Annotated in this window: 23 protein-coding genes; 10 read left to right on the forward strand and 13 right to left on the reverse strand. The window is 31.7% G+C overall.

Annotation, left to right across the window (positions count from 1 at the left end):
• Positions 1-237: 237 nt before the first annotated feature.
• From gpmI to RHP49_03460, 5 genes are all read left to right on the forward strand, one after another.
• On the forward strand, positions 238-1,752 hold the full coding sequence (gene gpmI / locus RHP49_03440) for a 2,3-bisphosphoglycerate-independent phosphoglycerate mutase (protein ID WNH13315.1): 1,515 nt from the start codon (positions 238-240) through the stop codon (positions 1,750-1,752).
• Positions 1,753-1,806: 54 nt separating this feature from the next.
• The gene (locus tag RHP49_03445; GenBank protein WNH13316.1) at positions 1,807-2,211 is read left to right on the forward strand and encodes a hydrolase; all 405 of its coding nucleotides are present in this window, start codon (positions 1,807-1,809) and stop codon (positions 2,209-2,211) included.
• A gap of 66 nt (positions 2,212-2,277) precedes the next feature.
• Positions 2,278-3,096, forward strand: a complete 819-nt coding sequence (map, locus tag RHP49_03450) for a type I methionyl aminopeptidase (protein WNH13317.1) — start codon at positions 2,278-2,280, stop codon at positions 3,094-3,096.
• Between the two features lie 71 nt (positions 3,097-3,167).
• On the forward strand, positions 3,168-3,545 hold the full coding sequence (locus tag RHP49_03455; protein ID WNH13318.1) for a GxxExxY protein: 378 nt from the start codon (positions 3,168-3,170) through the stop codon (positions 3,543-3,545).
• 47 nt (positions 3,546-3,592) lie between these two features.
• Complete coding sequence (locus RHP49_03460) at positions 3,593-4,357, forward strand: methyltransferase domain-containing protein (GenBank protein WNH13319.1); 765 nt, start codon at positions 3,593-3,595, stop codon at positions 4,355-4,357.
• Here the strand turns inward: RHP49_03460 and RHP49_03465 are convergent, their stop codons facing one another.
• On the reverse strand, positions 4,358-5,026 hold the full coding sequence (locus tag RHP49_03465; GenBank protein ID WNH13320.1) for a uracil-DNA glycosylase family protein: 669 nt from the start codon (positions 5,024-5,026) through the stop codon (positions 4,358-4,360).
• Between the two features lie 61 nt (positions 5,027-5,087).
• On the opposite strand from RHP49_03465, the gene RHP49_03470 reads away from it, so the two are divergent.
• Entirely contained in the window at positions 5,088-5,222 is a 135-nt protein-coding gene (locus RHP49_03470; GenBank protein ID WNH13321.1) for a 30S ribosomal protein THX, read from the forward strand.
• 3 nt (positions 5,223-5,225) lie between these two features.
• On the opposite strand, the gene RHP49_03475 is transcribed toward RHP49_03470, so the two are convergent.
• The 3 genes from RHP49_03475 to RHP49_03485 all read right to left on the reverse strand — a co-directional run bounded on the left by RHP49_03475 (position 5,226) and on the right by RHP49_03485 (position 7,471).
• Positions 5,226-5,951, reverse strand: a complete 726-nt coding sequence (locus tag RHP49_03475; GenBank protein ID WNH13322.1) for a hypothetical protein — start codon at positions 5,949-5,951, stop codon at positions 5,226-5,228.
• Between the two features lie 4 nt (positions 5,952-5,955).
• Positions 5,956-6,714, reverse strand: a complete 759-nt coding sequence (gene yaaA / locus RHP49_03480; protein WNH13323.1) for a peroxide stress protein YaaA — start codon at positions 6,712-6,714, stop codon at positions 5,956-5,958.
• A gap of 103 nt (positions 6,715-6,817) precedes the next feature.
• On the reverse strand, positions 6,818-7,471 hold the full coding sequence (locus RHP49_03485; protein WNH13324.1) for a VOC family protein: 654 nt from the start codon (positions 7,469-7,471) through the stop codon (positions 6,818-6,820).
• 183 nt (positions 7,472-7,654) lie between these two features.
• On the opposite strand from RHP49_03485, the gene yiaK reads away from it, so the two are divergent.
• Positions 7,655-8,671, forward strand: a complete 1,017-nt coding sequence (gene yiaK / locus RHP49_03490; protein ID WNH13325.1) for a 3-dehydro-L-gulonate 2-dehydrogenase — start codon at positions 7,655-7,657, stop codon at positions 8,669-8,671.
• 68 nt (positions 8,672-8,739) lie between these two features.
• On the opposite strand, the gene RHP49_03495 is transcribed toward yiaK, so the two are convergent.
• Together RHP49_03495 and RHP49_03500 are read right to left on the reverse strand one after the other, a co-directional pair.
• On the reverse strand, positions 8,740-9,774 hold the full coding sequence (locus tag RHP49_03495; protein WNH14371.1) for an RluA family pseudouridine synthase: 1,035 nt from the start codon (positions 9,772-9,774) through the stop codon (positions 8,740-8,742).
• Between the two features lies 1 nt (position 9,775).
• Positions 9,776-10,330, reverse strand: a complete 555-nt coding sequence (locus tag RHP49_03500; protein WNH13326.1) for a PASTA domain-containing protein — start codon at positions 10,328-10,330, stop codon at positions 9,776-9,778.
• Positions 10,331-10,532: 202 nt separating this feature from the next.
• On the opposite strand from RHP49_03500, the gene RHP49_03505 reads away from it, so the two are divergent.
• The 3 genes from RHP49_03505 (at position 10,533) to RHP49_03515 (ending at position 12,490) form a co-directional block, all read left to right on the forward strand.
• The gene (locus RHP49_03505) at positions 10,533-11,507 is read left to right on the forward strand and encodes a D-alanine--D-alanine ligase (GenBank protein ID WNH13327.1); all 975 of its coding nucleotides are present in this window, start codon (positions 10,533-10,535) and stop codon (positions 11,505-11,507) included.
• Between the two features lie 18 nt (positions 11,508-11,525).
• Entirely contained in the window at positions 11,526-11,981 is a 456-nt protein-coding gene (gene coaD, locus RHP49_03510) for a pantetheine-phosphate adenylyltransferase (GenBank protein WNH13328.1), read from the forward strand.
• A 62-nt stretch (positions 11,982-12,043) separates the two neighbouring features.
• Complete coding sequence (locus tag RHP49_03515; protein WNH13329.1) at positions 12,044-12,490, forward strand: HEAT repeat domain-containing protein; 447 nt, start codon at positions 12,044-12,046, stop codon at positions 12,488-12,490.
• A gap of 16 nt (positions 12,491-12,506) precedes the next feature.
• Here the strand turns inward: RHP49_03515 and RHP49_03520 are convergent, their stop codons facing one another.
• The 7 genes from RHP49_03520 to mdh all read right to left on the reverse strand — a co-directional run bounded on the left by RHP49_03520 (position 12,507) and on the right by mdh (position 20,478).
• The gene (locus RHP49_03520; GenBank protein ID WNH13330.1) at positions 12,507-12,794 is read right to left on the reverse strand and encodes a YciI family protein; all 288 of its coding nucleotides are present in this window, start codon (positions 12,792-12,794) and stop codon (positions 12,507-12,509) included.
• Between the two features lie 10 nt (positions 12,795-12,804).
• Positions 12,805-14,469 (reverse strand): SulP family inorganic anion transporter, encoded by a 1,665-nt coding sequence (locus RHP49_03525; protein WNH13331.1) that lies wholly within the window; start codon positions 14,467-14,469, stop codon positions 12,805-12,807.
• Between the two features lie 69 nt (positions 14,470-14,538).
• A complete protein-coding gene (locus RHP49_03530; protein WNH13332.1) occupies positions 14,539-14,940 on the reverse strand; it encodes a hypothetical protein in 402 nt (133 codons plus the stop codon).
• Positions 14,941-15,130: 190 nt separating this feature from the next.
• Positions 15,131-15,562 carry a doxx family protein gene (locus RHP49_03535; protein ID WNH13333.1) on the reverse strand — a complete coding sequence of 144 codons (432 nt, stop codon included), beginning with the start codon at positions 15,560-15,562 and terminating at the stop codon, positions 15,131-15,133.
• A gap of 120 nt (positions 15,563-15,682) precedes the next feature.
• Positions 15,683-18,667: a protein translocase subunit SecDF gene (gene secDF / locus RHP49_03540; protein ID WNH13334.1), complete on the reverse strand. Its 2,985-nt coding sequence runs from the start codon at positions 18,665-18,667 to the stop codon at positions 15,683-15,685.
• Between the two features lie 190 nt (positions 18,668-18,857).
• Positions 18,858-19,478, reverse strand: coding sequence for a hypothetical protein (locus RHP49_03545; GenBank protein WNH13335.1), 621 nt, complete (start codon positions 19,476-19,478; stop codon positions 18,858-18,860).
• Positions 19,479-19,551: 73 nt separating this feature from the next.
• Positions 19,552-20,478, reverse strand: a complete 927-nt coding sequence (gene mdh, locus RHP49_03550; protein WNH13336.1) for a malate dehydrogenase — start codon at positions 20,476-20,478, stop codon at positions 19,552-19,554.
• Position 20,479: the final 1 nt, after the last annotated feature.

Below are 20,479 nucleotides of genomic sequence, written 5' to 3' on the forward strand. Positions count from 1 at the left end.
AATTTGATTAATGATTACGTTTTTTGATATACTAAAGAGACGATTAGAACTTTAAACTGTTACACAAAAAACAGTTTTTACCACATTTTTAACGTTTAATTCACATTCTTTTAACGTAATTACTCATTTTTTAAATTCTTACTAAAACCCTTAAAATATTAGCCTTTTCAGAGGTTTTATACACCTTATGAGGACAAACTTCTTTATCTTTGTCTAGCAATTAAAATTTAACAAAAAATGAACAAAAAAGTTATCTTAATGATACTTGACGGCTGGGGAAATTCACCAGACCCAAAAGTTTCAGCTATCGATTATGCCAATACACCTTTTATAGATTCTTTATATAAAAAATATCCATTCGCAACCTTAAGGACCGATGGGTTACATGTAGGTTTACCAGAAGGACAAATGGGAAATAGTGAAGTAGGACACATGAATCTTGGCGCAGGACGTATAGTATATCAAGATTTAGCAAAAATTAACCTTGCTATTGAAAAAGATACTTTAAAAGATGAAAAAGTATTAGTTGATGCGCTTAAATATGCTTCAGATAATAATAAAAATGTACACTTTTTAGGATTATTAAGTGATGGTGGTGTGCATGCTCATACAAGTCATTTAAGAGGTTTTATAGATGCTGCAAATAAAGCTGGTGTAAATTCTTTTGTACATGCTTTTACAGACGGTCGCGATGTAGATCCTAAATCTGGAAAAGGCTACGTTGCCGATTTAGAAAACTATATTGAAGGCACAAACACAAAAATAGCTACCATTACAGGTCGTTATTATGCCATGGATAGAGATAACCGGTGGGAGCGCGTAAAATTAGCTTATGATGCTATTGCAAAAGGTATTGGTACAAAAACATCAAATGCAACCGCTTCTATTCAATCTTACTATGATGAGGACATCACTGATGAATTCATCAAACCTCTAATTCTTACAGATGCCAATAATGAACCTATTGCCAAAGTAGAAAAAGATGATGTTGTTATATTTTACAACTTCAGAACAGATAGAGGGCGTGAATTAACAGACATGTTAAATCAAAAAGATTTTCCAGAATATGATACTAAAAAAATCGATTTATACTATGTAACTATTACGAATTATAGTGATGCGTTTAAAGGTATAAAAGTAATTTTCAATAAAGATAATATAACAGAAACCCTTGGTGAAGTTTTATCTAAAAATGGCAAAAAACAAATTAGAATAGCAGAGACAGAAAAATATCCTCATGTAACTTTTTTCTTTTCTGGCGGACAAGAAACCCCTTTTGAAGGCGAATCGCGTATTTTAAAAAATTCACCAAAAGTAGCGACCTACGATTTACAACCAGAAATGAGTGCTTACGAGTTAAGAGATGCACTAGTTGAAGAACTTAAAAAAGGTGAAACCGATTTTGTTTGTTTAAATTTTGCAAACGGTGACATGGTTGGACATACCGGTATTATGGAAGCAGCTATTAAAGCATGTGAAGCTGTTGATGCTTGTGTAAATGATGTTGTAACAACAGGTTTAGAAAACGGTTATACAACACTACTAATTGCCGATCACGGAAATTGTGAGACGATGATTAACCCAGACGGCAGTCCAAACACTGCACATACAACAAACCCTGTGCCTATCATTTTAATTGACAACGATTTAAAAGAAATTAAGGACGGTGTTTTAGGTGATGTTGCGCCAACCATATTAAAACTTATGGGAGTTGAACAACCTAAAGCTATGACACGTTTCCCTTTAATATAAAGCGTTGAAAAGAAATTATTGTACTTTTGTATGAAACTCAAGTCTTTAATTTAAATGAACTTTAACAAACAACTTATTATTGCTGTAGATTTTGACGGCACTATAGTTGAAGATGCTTATCCTAAAATAGGGAAGCCCATACTTTTTGCTTTTGACACTTTGAAAAAGTTACAAGAAGAAGGGCATCGTCTAATTTTATGGACTTATAGATGTGAAGACAAATTAGAAGACGCCGTTAAATTCTGTGAAGATAATGGCGTCTTTTTCTATTCGGTAAATAGTAGTTTTCCAGAAGAAGAATATACTCACAATGTAAGCAGAAAAATTCATGCCGATTTATTTATAGACGATAGAAATATTGGTGGTTTTTTAGGTTGGGGAGAAATATATCAAATGCTAACAAACACGATACCTCCAATAAAAGAGAAAAAGAAAGGTTTATTTAGTTTTTTTAAGTAATTCTTTCAAAAACTAAGCGTAGTCACTCTTTCTATTTTAAGTATCTTTGCCATTATTTTTTGAACCATGATAGTTATAAAAACCCGAGAAGAAATAGAATTAATGCGCGAAAGTGCTTTAATTGTATCTAAAACATTAGGAGAAGTTGCAAAAGCAATTAAACCAGGCGTCACTACCTTACAACTTGACAAAATTGCAGAAGAACATATTAGAGACCACGGTGCTATCCCTGGTTTTTTAGGACTTTACGATTTCCCAAACACCCTTTGCATGAGTCCGAATACTCAGGTAGTACATGGAATTCCTAATAGCGAACCACTAGTTGAAGGTGATATTATTTCTATAGATTGTGGTGCTTTAAAAAATGATTTTTATGGCGATCATGCCTATACTTTTGCTGTTGGAGAAATTGACTCTGAAACAGAAAAACTACTTCAAGTAACAAAAGAATCTTTATACAAAGGAATAAGAGAATTCAAATTAAATAACCGTGTAGGCGATGTTGGTTATGCCATACAGAAATATTGTGAAGATCATGGTTATGGTGTTGTTAGAGAATTAGTAGGACATGGATTGGGTAGAAAAATGCATGAAGACCCCGAAATGCCTAATTATGGAAAACGAGGTCGAGGCAAGAAATTTGCTGAAGGTATGGTAGTTGCCATCGAACCTATGATTAACATGGGAACACATCGTATAAAACAGCACAGAGATGGTTGGACCATTACCACTTTAGACAATAAACCTAGTGCTCACTTTGAGCATGATGTTGCTATTGTTGACGGCAAGCCAGAATTACTTTCTACATTTGCTTATATATATGATGCCTTAGGTATTACCTCTAATGAAGAAGATGAATTTCGAAAAGAGGCATTAGTACTGTAAATCTCTCGCACTGAGATTCGCTGAGGCTCACTGAAATCCACAGAGAATTCTCAACTTCTAATAAAACATCTATGTATAACAAGATTACAGAAAACATTATTGGAGCCGCCATCGAAGTTCATAAAGCACTTGGCCCTGGTTTACTGGAGTCTGCATATCAAGAATGTTTATTTCACGAATTAAAATCTCTTGGTTACTCTCTAAAAAAAGAAGTTGTTCAACCAGTAATCTACAAAGATATAAAGCTTGATCATGGTTATAGAATTGACTTACTAGTTGAAAATAAAATTGTGATTGAATTAAAAACAGTTGAAAAATTTACTGATGTACATTCAGCTCAAATCTTAACTTATATGAAATTAGGTAATTATCCTTTAGGATTATTACTAAACTTCCAAACTAAACTCTTAAAAAACGGTATTAAAAGGTTCATAAACACAAACGAGTAAAACTCTATGATGCTCTGTGTCACTCAGAGAATCTCAGTGTAACAACTATGAAAAAAATCTTCAAAATAATTCTAAACACCATCCCGAGACCTTTATTAATTAGGCTAAGCTACCTTATTCGTCCCATTTTAGCATTTTTTTTAAAAGGCAATACATTTACAGATCCTATTGATGGTAAAAGTTTCAAAACATTTTTACCTTACGGCTATGGCACTCAACGCAACAATGTATTATCACCTTCAACTTTAAGTTTAGAACGCCATAGATTACTTTGGTTGTATTTAAAAAATGAAACTGATTTATTTTCTGCGAAAAAAGAAGTACTTCATTTTGCTCCAGAACAATGTTTTTTAAAACGTTTTAGAAAACTAAAGAATCTAGATTATACCACTACAGACCTACTCTCCCCTATTGCTGATGTAAAAGCAGATATTTGCAACCTGCCTTTTAAAGATAACACGTATGATATGATTCTTTGTAATCATGTTTTAGAACATATCCCTGACGACACAAAAGCCATGAAAGAAATGTATCGTGTTTTAAAACCAGGTGGTATGGGTATCTTTCAAATTCCTCAAGACTTATCTAGTGAAACTACTTTTGAAGATGATAGTATTACAGATAAAAAGGAACGTGCTAAAATATTTGGACAATATGATCATGTTCGTGTTTATGGTCGCGATTACTTCAATAAATTAAGAGATATTGGTTTTAAGGTTGAAGAAGTAGATTATACAGCAACACTTTCCGCGGAAGCCATAGAAAAATATTGTTTAGCCAAAGGGGAAATTATTCCTGTTTGCTTCAAGTAATTACAAAAATTCCCGATACTGCATCACTCTAAAATCGAATGTATTAAATTTAGGATTCTTTGCTTTTAACTGTTTATATAAAGGTATTCTACTTATTGAGATATTAGCTGCTCCAGAACCCGAGGTTAAAGACACCGTTTTTATGGTTCTAGAAAAATTATCGTCTGCACGCAGTTCAAATTTGTGAATACGTGGTATTTCATTAGAAACTAATTCTAATCTTAAACCATAATCTTTTATATGTTTTCTAAAAAAATACTCAGGACCATTTTTACTATTACCTCCTGTAAAAAGTAGCGTATCTATATTAGGATACTGTCTTAAATATTTAACTAAATCACGAAGTTTAATATTTTTCATTCCTAAATCTGAAGCATCAATTTTCTCGCGCTCACAACTGTCTACAATATCACAAACACCAATTTTATGACTGATTAAAAATTGTTTTCGTTCTTCTACAGCTTTAACAGAATTATCAAAACTCAAATCTAAATTATGAATTTTATCAATAAATAACCACAAGGAATTGTAATAGCTTCCATAACAAAAATCGACATCTTTTTCTAAAAGGTCTCCTGTTGAAAATCTTGGAGGGGGCAATGTTCCAACTATTAATTTTGTTGTTGAAGATTGAATAAATGGTTTATATGGATGTATATGTTTAAACACTTTTCTTGCTTATATCAGTTAAATAATGTATTTTATATGTAAATTAAAAACACAATAAATTATGGGTAAAGGTGATAAAAAAACAAAACGCGGAAAAATAAATCGAGGCACTTTTGGTACTCGACGACCACGTGTTAAAAAGAAACAATCTATTGAGAATAAAATTAGCATTACCAATAAAGCTACACCAAAATAATATTTAATTCATTTCTTTTAAAAGCTTTTCAACTTCTAGTGTCGTTGATTTAAAAAGGCGCTTGTTTGGTTTTGTCATATGCTGAGACTCGGCATATATCTCTTCAAGCACCTCTTTTCCTGCTTTGGTTTTATTTCTACTCAATAAAAATTTAGCATATACTAAACGTTCGTTATAAAAAGAGTAACGTACATCTATAGCTTTTAGGTTAGTTTCTGCTTCGTCTACTTTACCAATTCTTTCTAGAGCTAATCCGTATAAAAACTGCGATCTAGATTTCTTGAATTCAGAATGGTCAATTATTTTTTCTGCATATAAAACAACCTTTTCAAAATCTTCAACATTAAAATAACACTCTATAAGTTTCTTAAAAACATAAAGATCGTTTTGTTGGTTTCCTTCAAGAGCTTCTAAATAATGTGAAATCGCATTATTATAATCTTTTATTTCTAAATACGCATCAGCTAAATTCACTCTGTTTTGATATGATTCTGAAAACTGAAGTTGCTTTTCTAAATCATTAATCTTTTTGGTTGGATTTATTATATGAGTGATTTCAGTAGTAATTTTTTCAGCATCACGTTTATTATAAACCTGAGTTATTAAATAAATGGCGCAGCCTATTCCTGGTAAAAACATAATTAAGAAAACCCAATAATATGGGTTTCTGTTTTTATACATATGATATATACAATAGCCTTGAAGCAATAATATTAGGTAGTAATGCATATTATTATCTTATAAAGATTAAATCGGTTTCAGTAGACATGGGCTCACTAAAACCATATCCATCATAATTAAATCCTTTTAAATCATCTATAGTTTGAGCATTAGTATCAATTATGTAACGCGACATTAAACCTCTTGCCGCTTTAGCATAAAATGAAATAATTTTATACTTACCGTTTTTAAAATCTTTAAAGTTTGCAGTAATTACAGGTACTTTTAATTTTTTTGTATCAATAGCTTTAAAATATTCATTGCTGGCTAAATTCAAAAACAACTCATTATCTTCTAACTCTTCATTTAAGGCATTAGTAATAGTATCTTTCCAAAATTCATATAGATTTTTGTTTCTTCCAACAGGAAATTTAGTTCCCATTTCTAAACGATAAGGCTGAATTAAATCGGTTGGCTTTAACAAACCATACAAACCAGAAAGAATGCGAACTGTATTTTGTGCAGTCTCTATTTTTTCCTGTGGAATTGTATATGCATCAAGCCCTTTATAAACATCACCATTAAAAGCATACATGGCTGGTCGTGCATTATCGGTAGTGAAAGGTAATTGCCAATCTTGATTACGCTGAAAGTTTAATTGCCCCAAAGCATCCGAAATACTCATAAGTTTTGATAAACTATTAGCAGATTTACTTTTAAGTAGCTTATTAATACGTTCTGATTGTGACAAAAAACTAGATTCGGTATATTGTGTTGTTGGTAGTGGGGTTTCAAAATCCAGTGACTTTGCTGGTGACAATACTAATTTCATAAGTAAGTTTATTTTTCCATTTCCGCGAAAGCGAAAATCTCAATTTTTATATTTTAATTCCACAAATGGGAATAGTTATTATTTATTTTTTAAAATATCTAAATTACGATAATTCTTTTATCTCTCCGTTTATAAAACTAAAGTTATAATCGCCTTTTATAATGAAGTCGGATGTATAAGCTACCTCTTGTGTAGGATGCCATTTTTTAATAGATTTATTTATTAAAATAAATAATCCTTCATCGTTTCCTAAAGCACAGAACCTAGAAAAATCGCCATCAAAAACAGGAATTGCTTTTATACTATTTATGGCATTATAAACACCTTCGATATTGGTTGTAGCTATAGCCATTTCACTAATTGAGAGAATAGATTTTGGTGAAAAAACAGATTTAGCAACCAAACCTAAATTCTTTCTAGCAATAAATTCTATAATATTTTTATCGGCATCATAAAAATAAATAGCTTTAGCATTCCAACTTTTAAAATCCGATATCAGGCGCTCACCATCAGGTAGAATAGGCACACGTTTTTTTAGCCAAATCAGCGCTTCCTCAATTTTATTTGAGTAAATATTAAATGCTATATGCGATGGTTTTGTTTCTTTTTTATATTCAAAAGTCAAAATACTTCCTTGTGTATTAAAAGAAATTTTTTCTTCGGAATTATAAACCAATTCTAAGTCTAAAACATTTTGATAAAACTGTTTTTGATTTTCAATATTATTGGTAAAAAGTGTAATTTCTTTTATTATCATAAACCAAATATAATTTAGTTAAATATAACTAACATGCTATTTAAAATGAAAAATTTTATGATTTAATAAACGATTATTATGGTTCCTTAATTAAAAAACACATTACTTTATATATTTAAAAAAAACTAACTTCGCTTTGTTACTCCCTTTATATAAATATTTTGTAACCAAAAAATTAAGCTAATGACAAAACCTACCGTAAATATCCCATTTAACGAAATGCAGGATGTACTTTACAAACTGCTTTTAAAGTATAAATTTTCAGAATCAAAAGCTCAATTAATGGCTAGAGTATTCGCAGAAAACACTTTAGACGGGGTGAATTCACATGGAATTAATCGTGTGCCGCTTTTTATTAAATATGTAAAAGAAGGTATTATAAAAATTGATACTGAAGCAGAAAAAGCTGAAACCTTTGGCAGCATAGAACGATGGGATGGCAACCATGGACCTGGTATTATTAATGCTACAAAATGCACTACAAGAGCTATAGAATTAGCTAAAACACACGGGATGGGTTTAGTAGCCTTGCGTAATACCAACCACTGGATGCGTGGAGGCACATACGGTTGGCAAGCAGCAAATGCAGGCTGCATTTCTATACTTTTTACTAATACCAAACCTAATATGCCACCTTGGGGCGGAAAAGATAGTCGCATAGGTAATAATCCTTTTATTATTTCAATACCACGGGAATCAGGTCATATTGTTCTTGATATGGCAATTTCTCAATTCGCTTTCGGAAAAATTAATGAGTATAAACTAAAAGGAGATAAACTGCCCTACCCTGGTGGTTGGGATGCAGACAACAACCTGTCTAACGATCCTGAAAAAATTTTAAAAAAAGAGCGTGGCTTACCTATTGGTTACTGGAAAGGATCGGCGCTTTCAATGATTTTAGATATGTTAGCAACATTACTATCCGCAGGAAACTCTACCTATAAAGTGGGCTTAAAAGCATTTGAAACAGGGGTTTCCCAAATATTCTTATGTATAGCACCCGAAGTATTCAATGATAAAAATATACAAGAAACACTACTTAACGAAATTATTGATTACACACACGATGTAGAACCTATGCACGCTGGAGATAAAATATACTACCCAGGTGAACGCACCCTACAAACTCGCACTAAAAATTTGAAAAACGGTATCCCTGTAAGTACTGAAATATGGAATACAGTTTTGAGTTTGATGTAAAAATTTAAAACGCTGTGCATTACCTCAACTTAAATTAAGCTAAAGAGTGTCACAAAAAAACTTTTAAACTAAGCGCCTTGATGTTTTGAATAGGTACGCCACTTTTCAATACATTCTTTCATATCGTCTGGAATAGGTGTATCAAACTTTAAGAACTCTCCTGTTTTTGGATGTACAAAACCTAAAGTTTTAGCATGTAACGCTTGTCTTGGTAATACTTTAAAACAATTATCTACAAATTGTTTGTATTTGGTAAAGGTGGTACCTTTTAACACTTTTTCACCTCCATAACGCTCGTCATTAAACAATGTATGACCAATATGTTTCATATGCACACGTATTTGATGGGTACGACCAGTTTCTAGCTTACAAGACACTAAAGTTACATATCCCAAACGCTCTAAAACTTTGTAATGGGTTACAGCTGGCTTGCCTTTATCGGCTTCATCATCTAAAAACACGGTATTTTGCAATCTGTTTTTTGGGTGACGTCCAATATTGCCTTCTACAGTACCTTCATCTTCTTCCATATTGCCCCAAACAATAGCAACGTACTCGCGTTCGCTAGTTTTATTAGCAAATTGCAACGACAAATGTGCCATAGCGGTTTCCGTTTTAGCAACTACTAAAAGTCCACTTGTATCCTTATCTATTCTATGTACTAAACCAGGGCGTTCGCTAGAGTTATTTGGCAAATTATCAAACCTATAAATTAAAGCATTTATGAGTGTTCCTGAGTAATTTCCGTGACCTGGATGCACAACAATTCCTGCTGGTTTGTTAACCACAAGAAGCTCATCGTCTTCATAAACCACATCAAGCGGAATATCTTCACCTACCAATAAATTTTCAAATGGTGGATGCGCAAACAACACTCTAATTTCATCAAAGGGTTTTACTTTGTAATTAGACTTTACAACAACATCATTAACAAAAATACTTCCGTTTTTAGCAGCTGCCTGAATTTTACTTCGGGTTGCATTTTCAACAAAATTCATTAAGTATTTATCTATACGCAATGGTGTTTGTCCCTTATCTACGGTAAAAGCATGATGTTCGTAGAGGTTATCTTCGTCTGGTAATTGTGGTGTATAATCTTCCATTTTATGGTCTGTTACCATTACCAAGCACCAAATCTATTACAGATGTTTTGGCTAGTTTATCACCGGGTTGTATGGTTTTTCCTTTATAAGTCATTTTAAGCACTAAATCTTTCCCAATATTATCCTCATAACTAAGCTTACCAACTCTAAAACCTAGAGCTTCTAAGGTAGGTTTAGCTTGTCTAAAAGTACGTTCTCTTAAATCTGGAACTACTATTTTTCTATAACCTGAAGGATTTAATGTTAAGTATATTTTTCTATCTTCCTTTACTTTTGTCCCTGCTGGTGGCTCTTGTTCTATAACCGAAAACTTAGGATAATCTGGATTAAAATTTGCAGAATCCTGAATTTGCATAACCAAATTATTTTCGTTCAATTCTATTTTAGCCACACTAATAGACTTTCCTGTTAAATTAGGAACAGTCTCAAAATCGCCATGGTTTGTTGATACATTTAACCATTTTAACGCGATAAAGCATATAACAACTAATCCCACAACGGCCAACAAAATTTGCTTTAAAAAAGTTTTACTGGCAAAAAATTTAATAATACTCATTTACAGAATTTTCAATTAGGCAAATATATAAAAACAGAACTGTTTTTTCTTTTGCAATATATATGATATTTTAGCTTAACTAATAATAGATACGATTTATTGTTTGTTTTAGATGCATATAGAGTATAATTAAAAAATATTTCTGCATTAGAAGAAGAATTTTAAAGATCCCCTCCTTTGAGGGAAAAACAAAATATTATTAATGAAAAAAAATATAGCCATTATTATGGGAGGATATTCAAGCGAATATCGAATCTCTTTAAAAAGCGGAAACGTTGTTTTTGAAACTTTAGATAAAGATAAGTACAATGCTTATAGAATCCATATTTTTAAAGACAAATGGGTTTATGTAGATACAAATAATGCTGAATTTACGGTTGATAAAAATGATTTTTCAGTTACACTAAACAATTCTAAAATTACGTTTGATTGTGTTTTTAATGCTATTCATGGATCTCCTGGTGAAGATGGATTTATGCAAGGATATTTCAAACTTTTAAATATTCCTCAAACCAGTTGCGATATGTACCAAGCCAGCGTCACCTTTAACAAAAGAGATTGTTTAAGTATTTTAAAACCTTACGGAATAAAAACTGCCGAATCTTTTTTCTTGAACCTTGGAGACCGTATAAATGAAGATGCTATAATTACAAAAGTAGGCTTACCGTGTTTTGTAAAAGCAAATAAAGCAGGTAGTAGTTTTGGGGTTACCAAGGCTCATAAAAAGGAGGAATTAAAAAATGCAATTGATGTGGCTTTTAAAGAAGATGATGAAATTATTATTGAATCATTTTTAGACGGCACAGAAGTTTCAGTTGGTGTTATCACCTATAAAGGCAAAACAAAGGTTTTACCTATTACCGAAATTGTAAGTGAAAATGATTTTTTCGATTATGAAGCTAAGTACTTAGGAAAATCACAAGAAATAACGCCTGCGCGTTTAACAACAGAACAAGAAACTAAAGTGAATACCGCTGCAAAAAAGGTTTATGAGGTATTAAAAATGAAAGGATTTTCTAGAAGTGAATTTATTTTTAAAGATAATGAACCGCATTTATTAGAAGTTAACACTGTACCTGGATTAACCCGAGAAAGCATATTACCACAACAAGCAGCCGCAGCAGGAATTAGTATGAGTGATTTATTTGATAATGCTATTGAAGAAGCTTTGAAATAAAAATTGTAATTTTAAAAAATGAACAGAGCTATATTTCCAGGGTCTTTTGATCCGTTAACAAAAGGACACTACGATATTATAAAACGTGGCATCCCACTCTTTGATGAAATCATTGTTGCCATTGGTGTAAACGGCTCTAAAAAATACATGTTCTCTCTTGAAGAACGGAAAGCTTTTATTGAAAAATCTTTTGCCGATGAACCTAAAGTGAAAGTCGCTACATACGAAGGTTTAACCGTTGAATTTTGCAAGGAAATTGGCGTTGAATTTATTTTACGCGGTTTGCGTAATCCTGCCGATTTTGAGTTTGAAAAAGCCATTGCATATACCAATAGAGACCTTGCTCCTATTGAAACCGTATTCCTATTAACATCCGCAAATACATCGCATATCTCTTCTTCAATTGTACGAGATGTCATTAAAAATAATGGCGATTACACTAAGTTGGTACCTGATAGTGTGCGAGTGAAATAAACATAAATTCTGTAACGTTTCTTATTTATTTTATACTAATAAATGATTACATCTTTAAATTTATGTATTACCAAATTGCATATATCCTTTTTAAACTGAAATTAATTCAGCCATCTGAGAATGCTATTAGCTTTTGGATGCAGAATAATCATGTTAAAAAACTAGAGTATGCTTTAAAATTTGGAAACTACAAAACAAGACAATTAGCTGCTGAAGCTTTAGAATTTGCTGGCAAACCTTCATCTATCCCTGTGCTTCTTGATGCGATAAGTGATAAAGTTCAAAACGTTTCTATTGCTGCTTTAAATGCATTAGAACGTATTGATCCTGAAGATGAAATCATTAAAACAGTCATAAAAAAAAGATTCCATTGGGTAACTCAAATAAGGGAAGCCTCAAAAAAACGTGAAGCCAACAAAGGAAAAAAGCATAAAATTTATAAATGGGAAAGAGCTAGTAAAAAATCTTTTGAGCGCGTAAAAGAGCAACTAAAAAGACCAATGCGATAGCTTTACTTCATATGGTTTAATCTATCAAAAACTTAAGGGCTTCCGACGTTTTACTTGGTATGAATTCAGTAAATTCATAAACAGCTAAATCACGAACCTTAAAAGGATCTTTTTCTATAATGTCTAGTAATTCATTTTCATTAGAAAGGTTACTTAAAATAACACCTCCAGTTCTTGGAACTTTTCTTCCTGAAGCAATAAAATTTCCGAGGGTAAATTGTTCATCTAAATATTCAATATGCTCGTTTATATATTTGTCTATAATATCTAAAGAAACTTTGTAAGTAACATTTATGATATACATAATATAATATTTAAAATTTATACTCTGAAAGTCCTTTGGTAAAAGCCTCAGGGTTTTCGGCTAAATAATAACGTGGGTCATCAACAGCTTCAATAATAACTTCTCTAAATTTTGGACTCGACTTATACAATAATATTTTACAATCGTCGCTTAAATGTTTTAGCTTAATTGTTTTACCTTCAGCTTCGTATTTATTTACTAAATTGAATATCGCTTCAATTGCAGAATGATCACTTATTCGAGATTCGACAAAATCAATTTCCACTTTTTCAGGGTCATTTTTAATATCGAATTTTTCGTTAAAAGCCTGAATAGAACCAAAAAATAATGGCCCCCAAATTTCGTATGTTTTGGTTTTACCATCTTCTGAAATCCGTTTTCTTGCTCTAATTTTCTTAGCATTTTCCCAAGCAAAAACTAATGCTGAAATAATAACACCTACAAATACGGCTATGGCTAAATCATAAATTACAGTAACAGAAGAAACAATAATTAACACTATAGCATCTGATTTTGGAATTTTTCTAATAATTCTAAAACTAGACCATGCAAAGGTTTCTATTACCATCATAAACATAACACCTATTAAAGCTGCTATTGGCACTTGTTCAATATACTTGTCTGTAAATAGAATAAAGGTCAGTAAGGTTACTGCCATCATAATTCCAGATAATCTCCCTCGACCACCAGCATTAAGGTTAATAACTGTTTGCCCAATCATACCACAACCACCAGTACCACCAAATAACCCACTTACTATATTTCCAGCACCTTGAGCAAGACATTCTCTATTTCCATTACCGCGTGTTTCAGTTATTTCATCAACTAAATTCATTGTCATTAAAGACTCTATCAACCCTACCGATGCTGCTAAAAAAGCATATGGTAAAATAAACCTTAAGGTATCTAAATTAAAAGGTAAATTTTTCCATAAGTCTATATTTGGAGTTGGAAATTCTCCTTTCAATCCACTGCCTCCGCCTTCAATAATATACGAACCAACAGTACTAACTTCTATACCTCCAAATACAACGATAGCTGTTGTAATAAGAATAGCCGTTAAGGCTGCAGGCAATTTGTTTGTTATTTTTGGTAAAACCCATATAACACCCATAGTAAGCAATACTAAACCTATCATTACATAAAGCTCGGCACCCTGCATAGGAATATTTATATACTCTTTTACACCTTCAACTGATACTTCTAACTTCTTATGAGAAAACATACGTACTTGAGCTAGAAAAATAACGATTGCTAACCCATTAACAAACCCCATCATTACAGAGTGTGGAATCAACCTCACGAATCGACCTAATTTAAATAAACCTGCTCCTATTTGAAAGACTCCCATTAAAATAACAGCCGCCAACAAATAGAAATAGCCCATATTTTCGATGGGTGTGTCAAACATCATACCTTTAGCATGACCTTCTGAAATTAAGTGCACAAAAATTACAGCAACGGCACCTGCAGCACCAGAAATTAAACCTGGTCTGCCTCCAAAAATAGCTGTAATTAAGCCAATAATAAATGCTCCTGAAAGCGCAACTAAAGGATCTATTTGAGCTACAAAAGCAAAGGCTACTACTTCAGGAATCATGGCTAATGAAGTTGTAATACCTGCTAATACATCGTCTTTAGCATTAGGTATTATCTTTCTAATAAATTCAGTCATGGTTTGTTTTTTGAAGGTGCAAATTTACGGTTAATTAAGAGATGCACAAGAATTTGTCTCAATTTTACTTTACTGAGACACTAAAACGTTTGAAACAAAAACTGAATGTTGCGTATTTAACCAATTTAACGCTTGATCTCTTTTCTGAAATAATTTAATATTCCAATTATTTTCTTTATTAATATTTATCAATGTTTCGGTTGACATTAACCCGCCACTTGTACCAATAAGAACAGCCATAGCTTTAATCTCTTTCAAATTACCTATACTAATTTGAGCCTCAAAAGTATAACTGTAAGAGTTCTTTTTATTTATTAATAACAAAATAGGAAGCGATAAATTATTAAGCAAAAAATCATGATATTCATCAACCATAACTTCATTCATCTCTATTCCCTCTCCAACAATAACTTCAGCTAAATTGCTATTTAAAATAGAAATAACGCCAAATGACAATTCATAACTTTTCATACAAACCTTTTTTTTGAGAGATTCTAAAAAAACTATAAAAACATTTAAATACTCATTTTCCCATAGCAATTACAACGCCAAAATAGTTCATTTTTTTCAAAATTATACCTGCTTAAAATAATTAATCAACAAAAAAAACCTATCATACTGAAGACGAAAGGCTTAATTAAATAAAGAATTAAAATATTTTTTAGAGATCTCTAACTTTATAATTTTCTATTGGATAAATAAAAAGTAAGGCGCTTATTATAACTATATTTTTAATTATATATTGACCAACTAATGTTAAAGCATAAGGTGCTTTAGTAAAAGAATCTTCAGAAAAGCATATTAATGGTATAAAGGTTAATACTAAATGTAATAACGCTGCTGTTACTGCAACTTTCATCTTTAAATTAAAGATTAACATACAGCCAATAATAACTTCAATGACTGCTAACATTACAATACTTATATTTTCAGGTAAAACTCCTATTGTTAAAAAAGTTATTGTCTTTTTGGCTAAATCTTCGGCTGGACTTAACTCCGGAAAAAATTTAAGCATCCCAAACCAAAAATAGATAACACCTATACTAATAGCTAAAAATCTACCTTTATTAATTCCTAATATAAAACGTGTCATATTTTTTTAAGTTCTATTATTATTCTAAATTATATTAAAAATTTCTGCAAACTACGAATAAAAAAAAATCCTATCAACTAAAAAGTTGATAGGATTTTTTAATTAAGTTAAGAATTTGGTTTAACTTTTCTTTTTATCTTCTAACTTTTTCACTGAATCATACATAATTGGCGTTGCTATAAATAGAGACGAATATGTCCCTACTACAACTCCTACTATTAAAGCAAACATAAATCCTCTAATAGAATCACCCCCAAAAATAAAGATAGCTAACAATACCACTAAAGTTGTTAATGACGTATTTAATGTTCTGCTTAAAGTACTGCTTAATGATACATTTACCACTTTTTCAAAATTCCAAGAAGTATGCTCGTTAAAAAATTCACGAATTCTATCAAATACAACCACAGTATCATTTAAAGAGTAACCAATAACTGTTAGAATTGCTGCAATAAATGCTTGATCTATTTCCATGCTAAATGGCATAAACCTATAAGTTAACGAAAACACTCCCAATACAATAACAACATCATGGAATACAGCTACAACTGCACCAAGAGAATATTGCCATTTCTTGAAACGGAATAATATATAAAGGAATACTACGATTAAAGACCCTAATATAGCCCAAAAAGAAGCTTGTTTAATATCATCAGCAATGGTTGGACTTACTTTAAAAGACTCCATTAAACCTACTTGTTTATTTACATCATTTAAATCTATAAAATCTTCGTAACTAACTCCTGATAAATGGGATTGTAATGTATTGTATAATTTCAATCTTATTTCTTCATCTACCTCAGCACTAGCTTCGTTTACTTTATATTTAGTAGTAATTTTTAACTGATTGGCATCTCCAACAGTTTTAGCATCAGCACTACCAAAAGCATCTGCCAAAGTTGCCGAAATTTCTGAAGCACTAACATCTTGTGCAAAACGTACTTGATAAGTTCTACCTCCAACAAAATCGACGCCTTGATCTAATCCGTTTGTAAATAAAGAACCTAAACTTAATACAATAAATACTCCTGAAATGATATAAGCAATTTTACGTTTCGATAAGAACTCTATATTTATATTTCTGAAAAGATTTTTAGTTATTGCTGTAGAAAAATCTAACTTTCCTCCTTTATTAGCATACCAATCAACCAATAATCTTGTAATAAAAATTGCAGTAAATAAAGAAGTCATAATACCTATTAATAAGGTAGTTGCAAACCCTTTAATTGGTCCTGTACCGAAAACAAATAAAATTAAAGCCGTAAGACCAGTTGTAATATTGGCATCTAAAATTGAAGATAACGCATTACTAAATCCATCTTTAATAGCTTCTTTTTGTCCTTTACCTTTAGTAAGCTCTTCTCGAATACGTTCAAATATAAGTACATTCGCATCTACCGACATACCTATTGTTAATACAATACCTGCAATACCTGGTAATGTTAATACCGCTCCTAGCCCTGATAAAATACCGAAGATTAAAAGAATGTTTAATAACATTGCAACATCTGCAAATGCACCTGCTTTTCCGTAATAAAAAACCATCCAAATTAATACAAGCGCTAAAGCGATCATGAAAGACATTTTACCACTATCAATAGCTTCTTGACCTAAAGAAGGTCCAACTACTGTACTAGAAATAATATCTGCTGATGCTGGCAACTTACCTGCACGCAATACGTTTGCTAAATCGATAGCTTCATTTAGTGTAAAATCTCCAGATATAGAAGAACTACCACCAGCTATTGGCCCTGTAGTAACTCCTGGAGCAGAATACACAACATCATCTAAAACAATTGCAATTTGACTGCCTTGAGAATATGCTTTACCAGTCATTTCCTCCCAAATCTTAGCCCCTTTTGCATTCATTTGCATAGACACTTCAGATTTTCCTGTTGGACCGAATTGATTTCTAGCATCAGTAACTACTGCACCACTCAATTCTGGCGTGTTATCTCTATTACCAATTAATGCATATAAATCTACTATCTCACTATTCTTTTTAGGTTTACCAAAAGCAAATTTCGCATAACGCATTTCAGCAGGAAGCAAAGCTCTTACTTGTGGCATGTTTAAATACTTAAGAACTGTTTCTTTATCTTTTATTGCAAATCTTGCAATAACTGGTCCACCTTGGTAGCCTTGTCCTTTAATTAAATCGAAAATTGGATTTACTGTTGCTACTTCAGTAGAATCAGTTGTTGCATCTCCTAAAAGGTCATCAATAGCCGAATCGGTAGCATCTTCAACATCATTAGGTTCTTGCTCTGCAGTTTCGGTTTTTGGCGCTACTACATCTTTTAATACTTCATTAGCTTGTCCTAGAAAGTTAAAAAACTGTTCTCCTTTATAGGCATCCCAAAACTCTAATTGCGCCGTACTTTGTAATAAAGAGGTTGCTCTTTCAATGTCTTTAACCCCTGGAAGTTCTACTAAAATACGTCCCGAACTACCTAAACGTTGAATGTTAGGTGATGTAACGCCAAACTCATCAATACGCTTACGTAATACTTCAAAAGCAGAAACAATAGACTCATCTATTTTAGTTTCAATAATACCTTTAACTTCTTCATCAGCCATATTTCCATTAATCTCACCATCTAATGCTTTCGTATAAAAAATATCTGGAGAAGCTAATTTTGTATCGCCTTTTATTTTATCAAAAGCAACAAAGAAATCTTCTAAATAGGTGTTTTGACTATCCTTTTGAAGCTCTGATGCATCATCTAATGCTTTATTAAAAACAGGATCTTTAGTGTTATTTGCTAAGCCTTTTAAAATGTCTTTAACTGAAACTTGCAAAATAACATTAATACCACCTTTTAAATCTAAACCAAGATTCATGGCTTTTTGTTTCACTTCATTGTAAGTAAATTTAGCAATACCAATATTAAAAACAGTATCGGTTGCTATAGCTTCTAAATAGCTAGCTTCTTCCATACTTCGCTTTGAACGATAATCGTCTTCTGTATCTGGAATTTTACTAATAGCAGTTTCTTCTGCTTGGTTCTCAATTTGCTTTGCTTTGAATGTAAATGATAATTGGTAAAGACTTACCAAACCAAATAAAATCGCAAATAATTTTACTAATCCTTTGTTTTGCATTTTATATTTTTTTGTGGTCAAATTTTTTTAAAACGGGCAAATATATGCTTTACCTCTAAATTTGACAATTTTTTATATTTAAATAAGGTTTTATAGCTTCATTATATTAAAATGAACACTATATCTTAATTATAAGAATACTTGTAATTATTCTGGGGAAGTGTTTATAATCCAAAAGAAAATCACCCAGTTAGCAAATTGGGCCAGCTCTAACTTCGGGTATTTTGTGTAACGCATTGTCTATAGTTATCGTAATATTTCTACGAATCTTATAGGCTACTTTTATAATACTATCTTTTTCTGAAATGTCTATATTATTAGCAGATAAATAGACATTAGGGTTAAAAAACCGATCATTTTTAGGTTTTGGTTCTAATACATACTTTCCATTGAATCCTAAATCTGAATGATTGCCATTATCAATTTCAAAAACATCAATATTATAACTAAACGAATCGTCGTTTAAAGGTGATTTGACAGGGTTTTTATCTTGACTAAAAGGTGCATAATCAAGTATTATATGTTTCTCTTTAGAAAAGGTTTTTTTTATACTAGCGACATCTGTATCACTATAATAAGAAATTCTTAAGCTTCCTTTTTCAATCTCGGCTACTTGTATATTTTGAACTCCTAAATCTTGCAATTGTTTTTTTACAATCGCAATGGTTTTTTGAGCTTGATTAGTAGTTGTATCAACATTTGCAAACTGCAACACAATTTCTTGATTGGGTACAGAAATTTGTTCATGAAAAACAACTCCTAAAACAGTAAGAATAACAACTAAAGTACTTATGTACCACCTTTTCTTCATGTGCCAAATATAAAAAAATAAAGACTGTATTTCTACAGTCTTTATATAAATATCTATTTTAAGGTATTTTATTCTATAATTCTAATAAACCATTCGTTTTTCTAACTCCTTCTGCACTAGCTTGCATGTGTGCTTTTTCAGCATCACTTAGCTCAATATCAACAATACTTTCTATACCATTTTTACCTAAAATTACTGGTACTCCAATACAAATATCATTTAAACCATATTCACCTTCTAACAACGTAGAACAAGGGAATAATTTCTTTTGATCGCAAGCAATAGCTTGAACTAAACCACTCACAGCGGCTCCTGGTGCATACCAAGCAGATGTTCCTAACAATTTAGTAAGTGTAGCCCCTCCTACTTTAGTATCTTCAGCTACTTGTTGTAAACGCTCTTCATTTAAAAACTCAGAAACTTTGATACTATTTCTAGTTGCATGAGACGTTAATGGTACCATACCTGTATCGCTATGTCCACCAATAACCATTCCATCTACATCGCTAATTGGAGCTTCTAAAGCTTCTGCTAATCTGTATTTAAAACGTGCAGAATCTAAAGCACCACCCATACCTATAATTCTATTTTTAGGTAAACCTGTAGATTTATGTACTAAATAAGTCATGGTATCCATTGGGTTACTTACAACAATAATAATTGTGTTAGGAGAATACTCTATTAAATTTGCAGATACTGTTTTTACAATACCAGCATTAATTCCTATTAATTCTTCACGAGTCATACCAGGTTTACGAGGAATTCCAGAAGTAATCACACAAATATCGCTTCCTGCAGTTTTACTATAATCATTAGTAATACCTGTAATTTTAGTGTCAAACCCATTTAAAGAGGCACATTGCATTAAATCCATAGCTTTTCCTTCAGCATAGCCTTCTTTAATATCTAATAATGCGACTTCTGATGCGAAATTTTTAATAGCAATATACTCTGCACAACTTGCGCCTACTGCTCCTGCTCCTACAACTGTTACTTTCATA

It is taken from the genome of Flavobacteriaceae bacterium HL-DH10 (genome assembly GCA_031826515.1).
Taxonomy (GTDB): Bacteria; Bacteroidota; Bacteroidia; order Flavobacteriales; family Flavobacteriaceae; genus Thalassobellus; species Thalassobellus suaedae.

Coding starts and splice junctions, on each gene's coding strand:
- gpmI (WNH13315.1), top strand. CDS start 238: ATGAACAAAAAAGTTATCTTAATGATACTTGACGGCTGGGGAAATTCA.
- RHP49_03445 (WNH13316.1), top strand. CDS start 1,807: ATGAACTTTAACAAACAACTTATTATTGCTGTAGATTTTGACGGCACT.
- map (WNH13317.1), top strand. CDS start 2,278: ATGATAGTTATAAAAACCCGAGAAGAAATAGAATTAATGCGCGAAAGT.
- RHP49_03455 (WNH13318.1), top strand. CDS start 3,168: ATGTATAACAAGATTACAGAAAACATTATTGGAGCCGCCATCGAAGTT.
- RHP49_03460 (WNH13319.1), top strand. CDS start 3,593: ATGAAAAAAATCTTCAAAATAATTCTAAACACCATCCCGAGACCTTTA.
- RHP49_03470 (WNH13321.1), top strand. CDS start 5,088: ATGGGTAAAGGTGATAAAAAAACAAAACGCGGAAAAATAAATCGAGGC.
- RHP49_03475 (WNH13322.1), bottom strand. CDS start 5,951: ATGCATTACTACCTAATATTATTGCTTCAAGGCTATTGTATATATCAT.
- yaaA (WNH13323.1), bottom strand. CDS start 6,714: ATGAAATTAGTATTGTCACCAGCAAAGTCACTGGATTTTGAAACCCCA.
- RHP49_03485 (WNH13324.1), bottom strand. CDS start 7,471: ATGATAATAAAAGAAATTACACTTTTTACCAATAATATTGAAAATCAA.
- yiaK (WNH13325.1), top strand. CDS start 7,655: ATGACAAAACCTACCGTAAATATCCCATTTAACGAAATGCAGGATGTA.
- RHP49_03495 (WNH14371.1), bottom strand. CDS start 9,774: ATGGAAGATTATACACCACAATTACCAGACGAAGATAACCTCTACGAA.
- RHP49_03500 (WNH13326.1), bottom strand. CDS start 10,330: ATGAGTATTATTAAATTTTTTGCCAGTAAAACTTTTTTAAAGCAAATT.
- RHP49_03505 (WNH13327.1), top strand. CDS start 10,533: ATGAAAAAAAATATAGCCATTATTATGGGAGGATATTCAAGCGAATAT.
- coaD (WNH13328.1), top strand. CDS start 11,526: ATGAACAGAGCTATATTTCCAGGGTCTTTTGATCCGTTAACAAAAGGA.
- RHP49_03515 (WNH13329.1), top strand. CDS start 12,044: ATGTATTACCAAATTGCATATATCCTTTTTAAACTGAAATTAATTCAG.
- RHP49_03520 (WNH13330.1), bottom strand. CDS start 12,794: ATGTATATCATAAATGTTACTTACAAAGTTTCTTTAGATATTATAGAC.
- RHP49_03525 (WNH13331.1), bottom strand. CDS start 14,469: ATGACTGAATTTATTAGAAAGATAATACCTAATGCTAAAGACGATGTA.
- RHP49_03530 (WNH13332.1), bottom strand. CDS start 14,940: ATGAAAAGTTATGAATTGTCATTTGGCGTTATTTCTATTTTAAATAGC.
- RHP49_03535 (WNH13333.1), bottom strand. CDS start 15,562: ATGACACGTTTTATATTAGGAATTAATAAAGGTAGATTTTTAGCTATT.
- secDF (WNH13334.1), bottom strand. CDS start 18,667: ATGCAAAACAAAGGATTAGTAAAATTATTTGCGATTTTATTTGGTTTG.
- RHP49_03545 (WNH13335.1), bottom strand. CDS start 19,478: ATGAAGAAAAGGTGGTACATAAGTACTTTAGTTGTTATTCTTACTGTT.
- mdh (WNH13336.1), bottom strand. CDS start 20,478: ATGAAAGTAACAGTTGTAGGAGCAGGAGCAGTAGGCGCAAGTTGTGCA.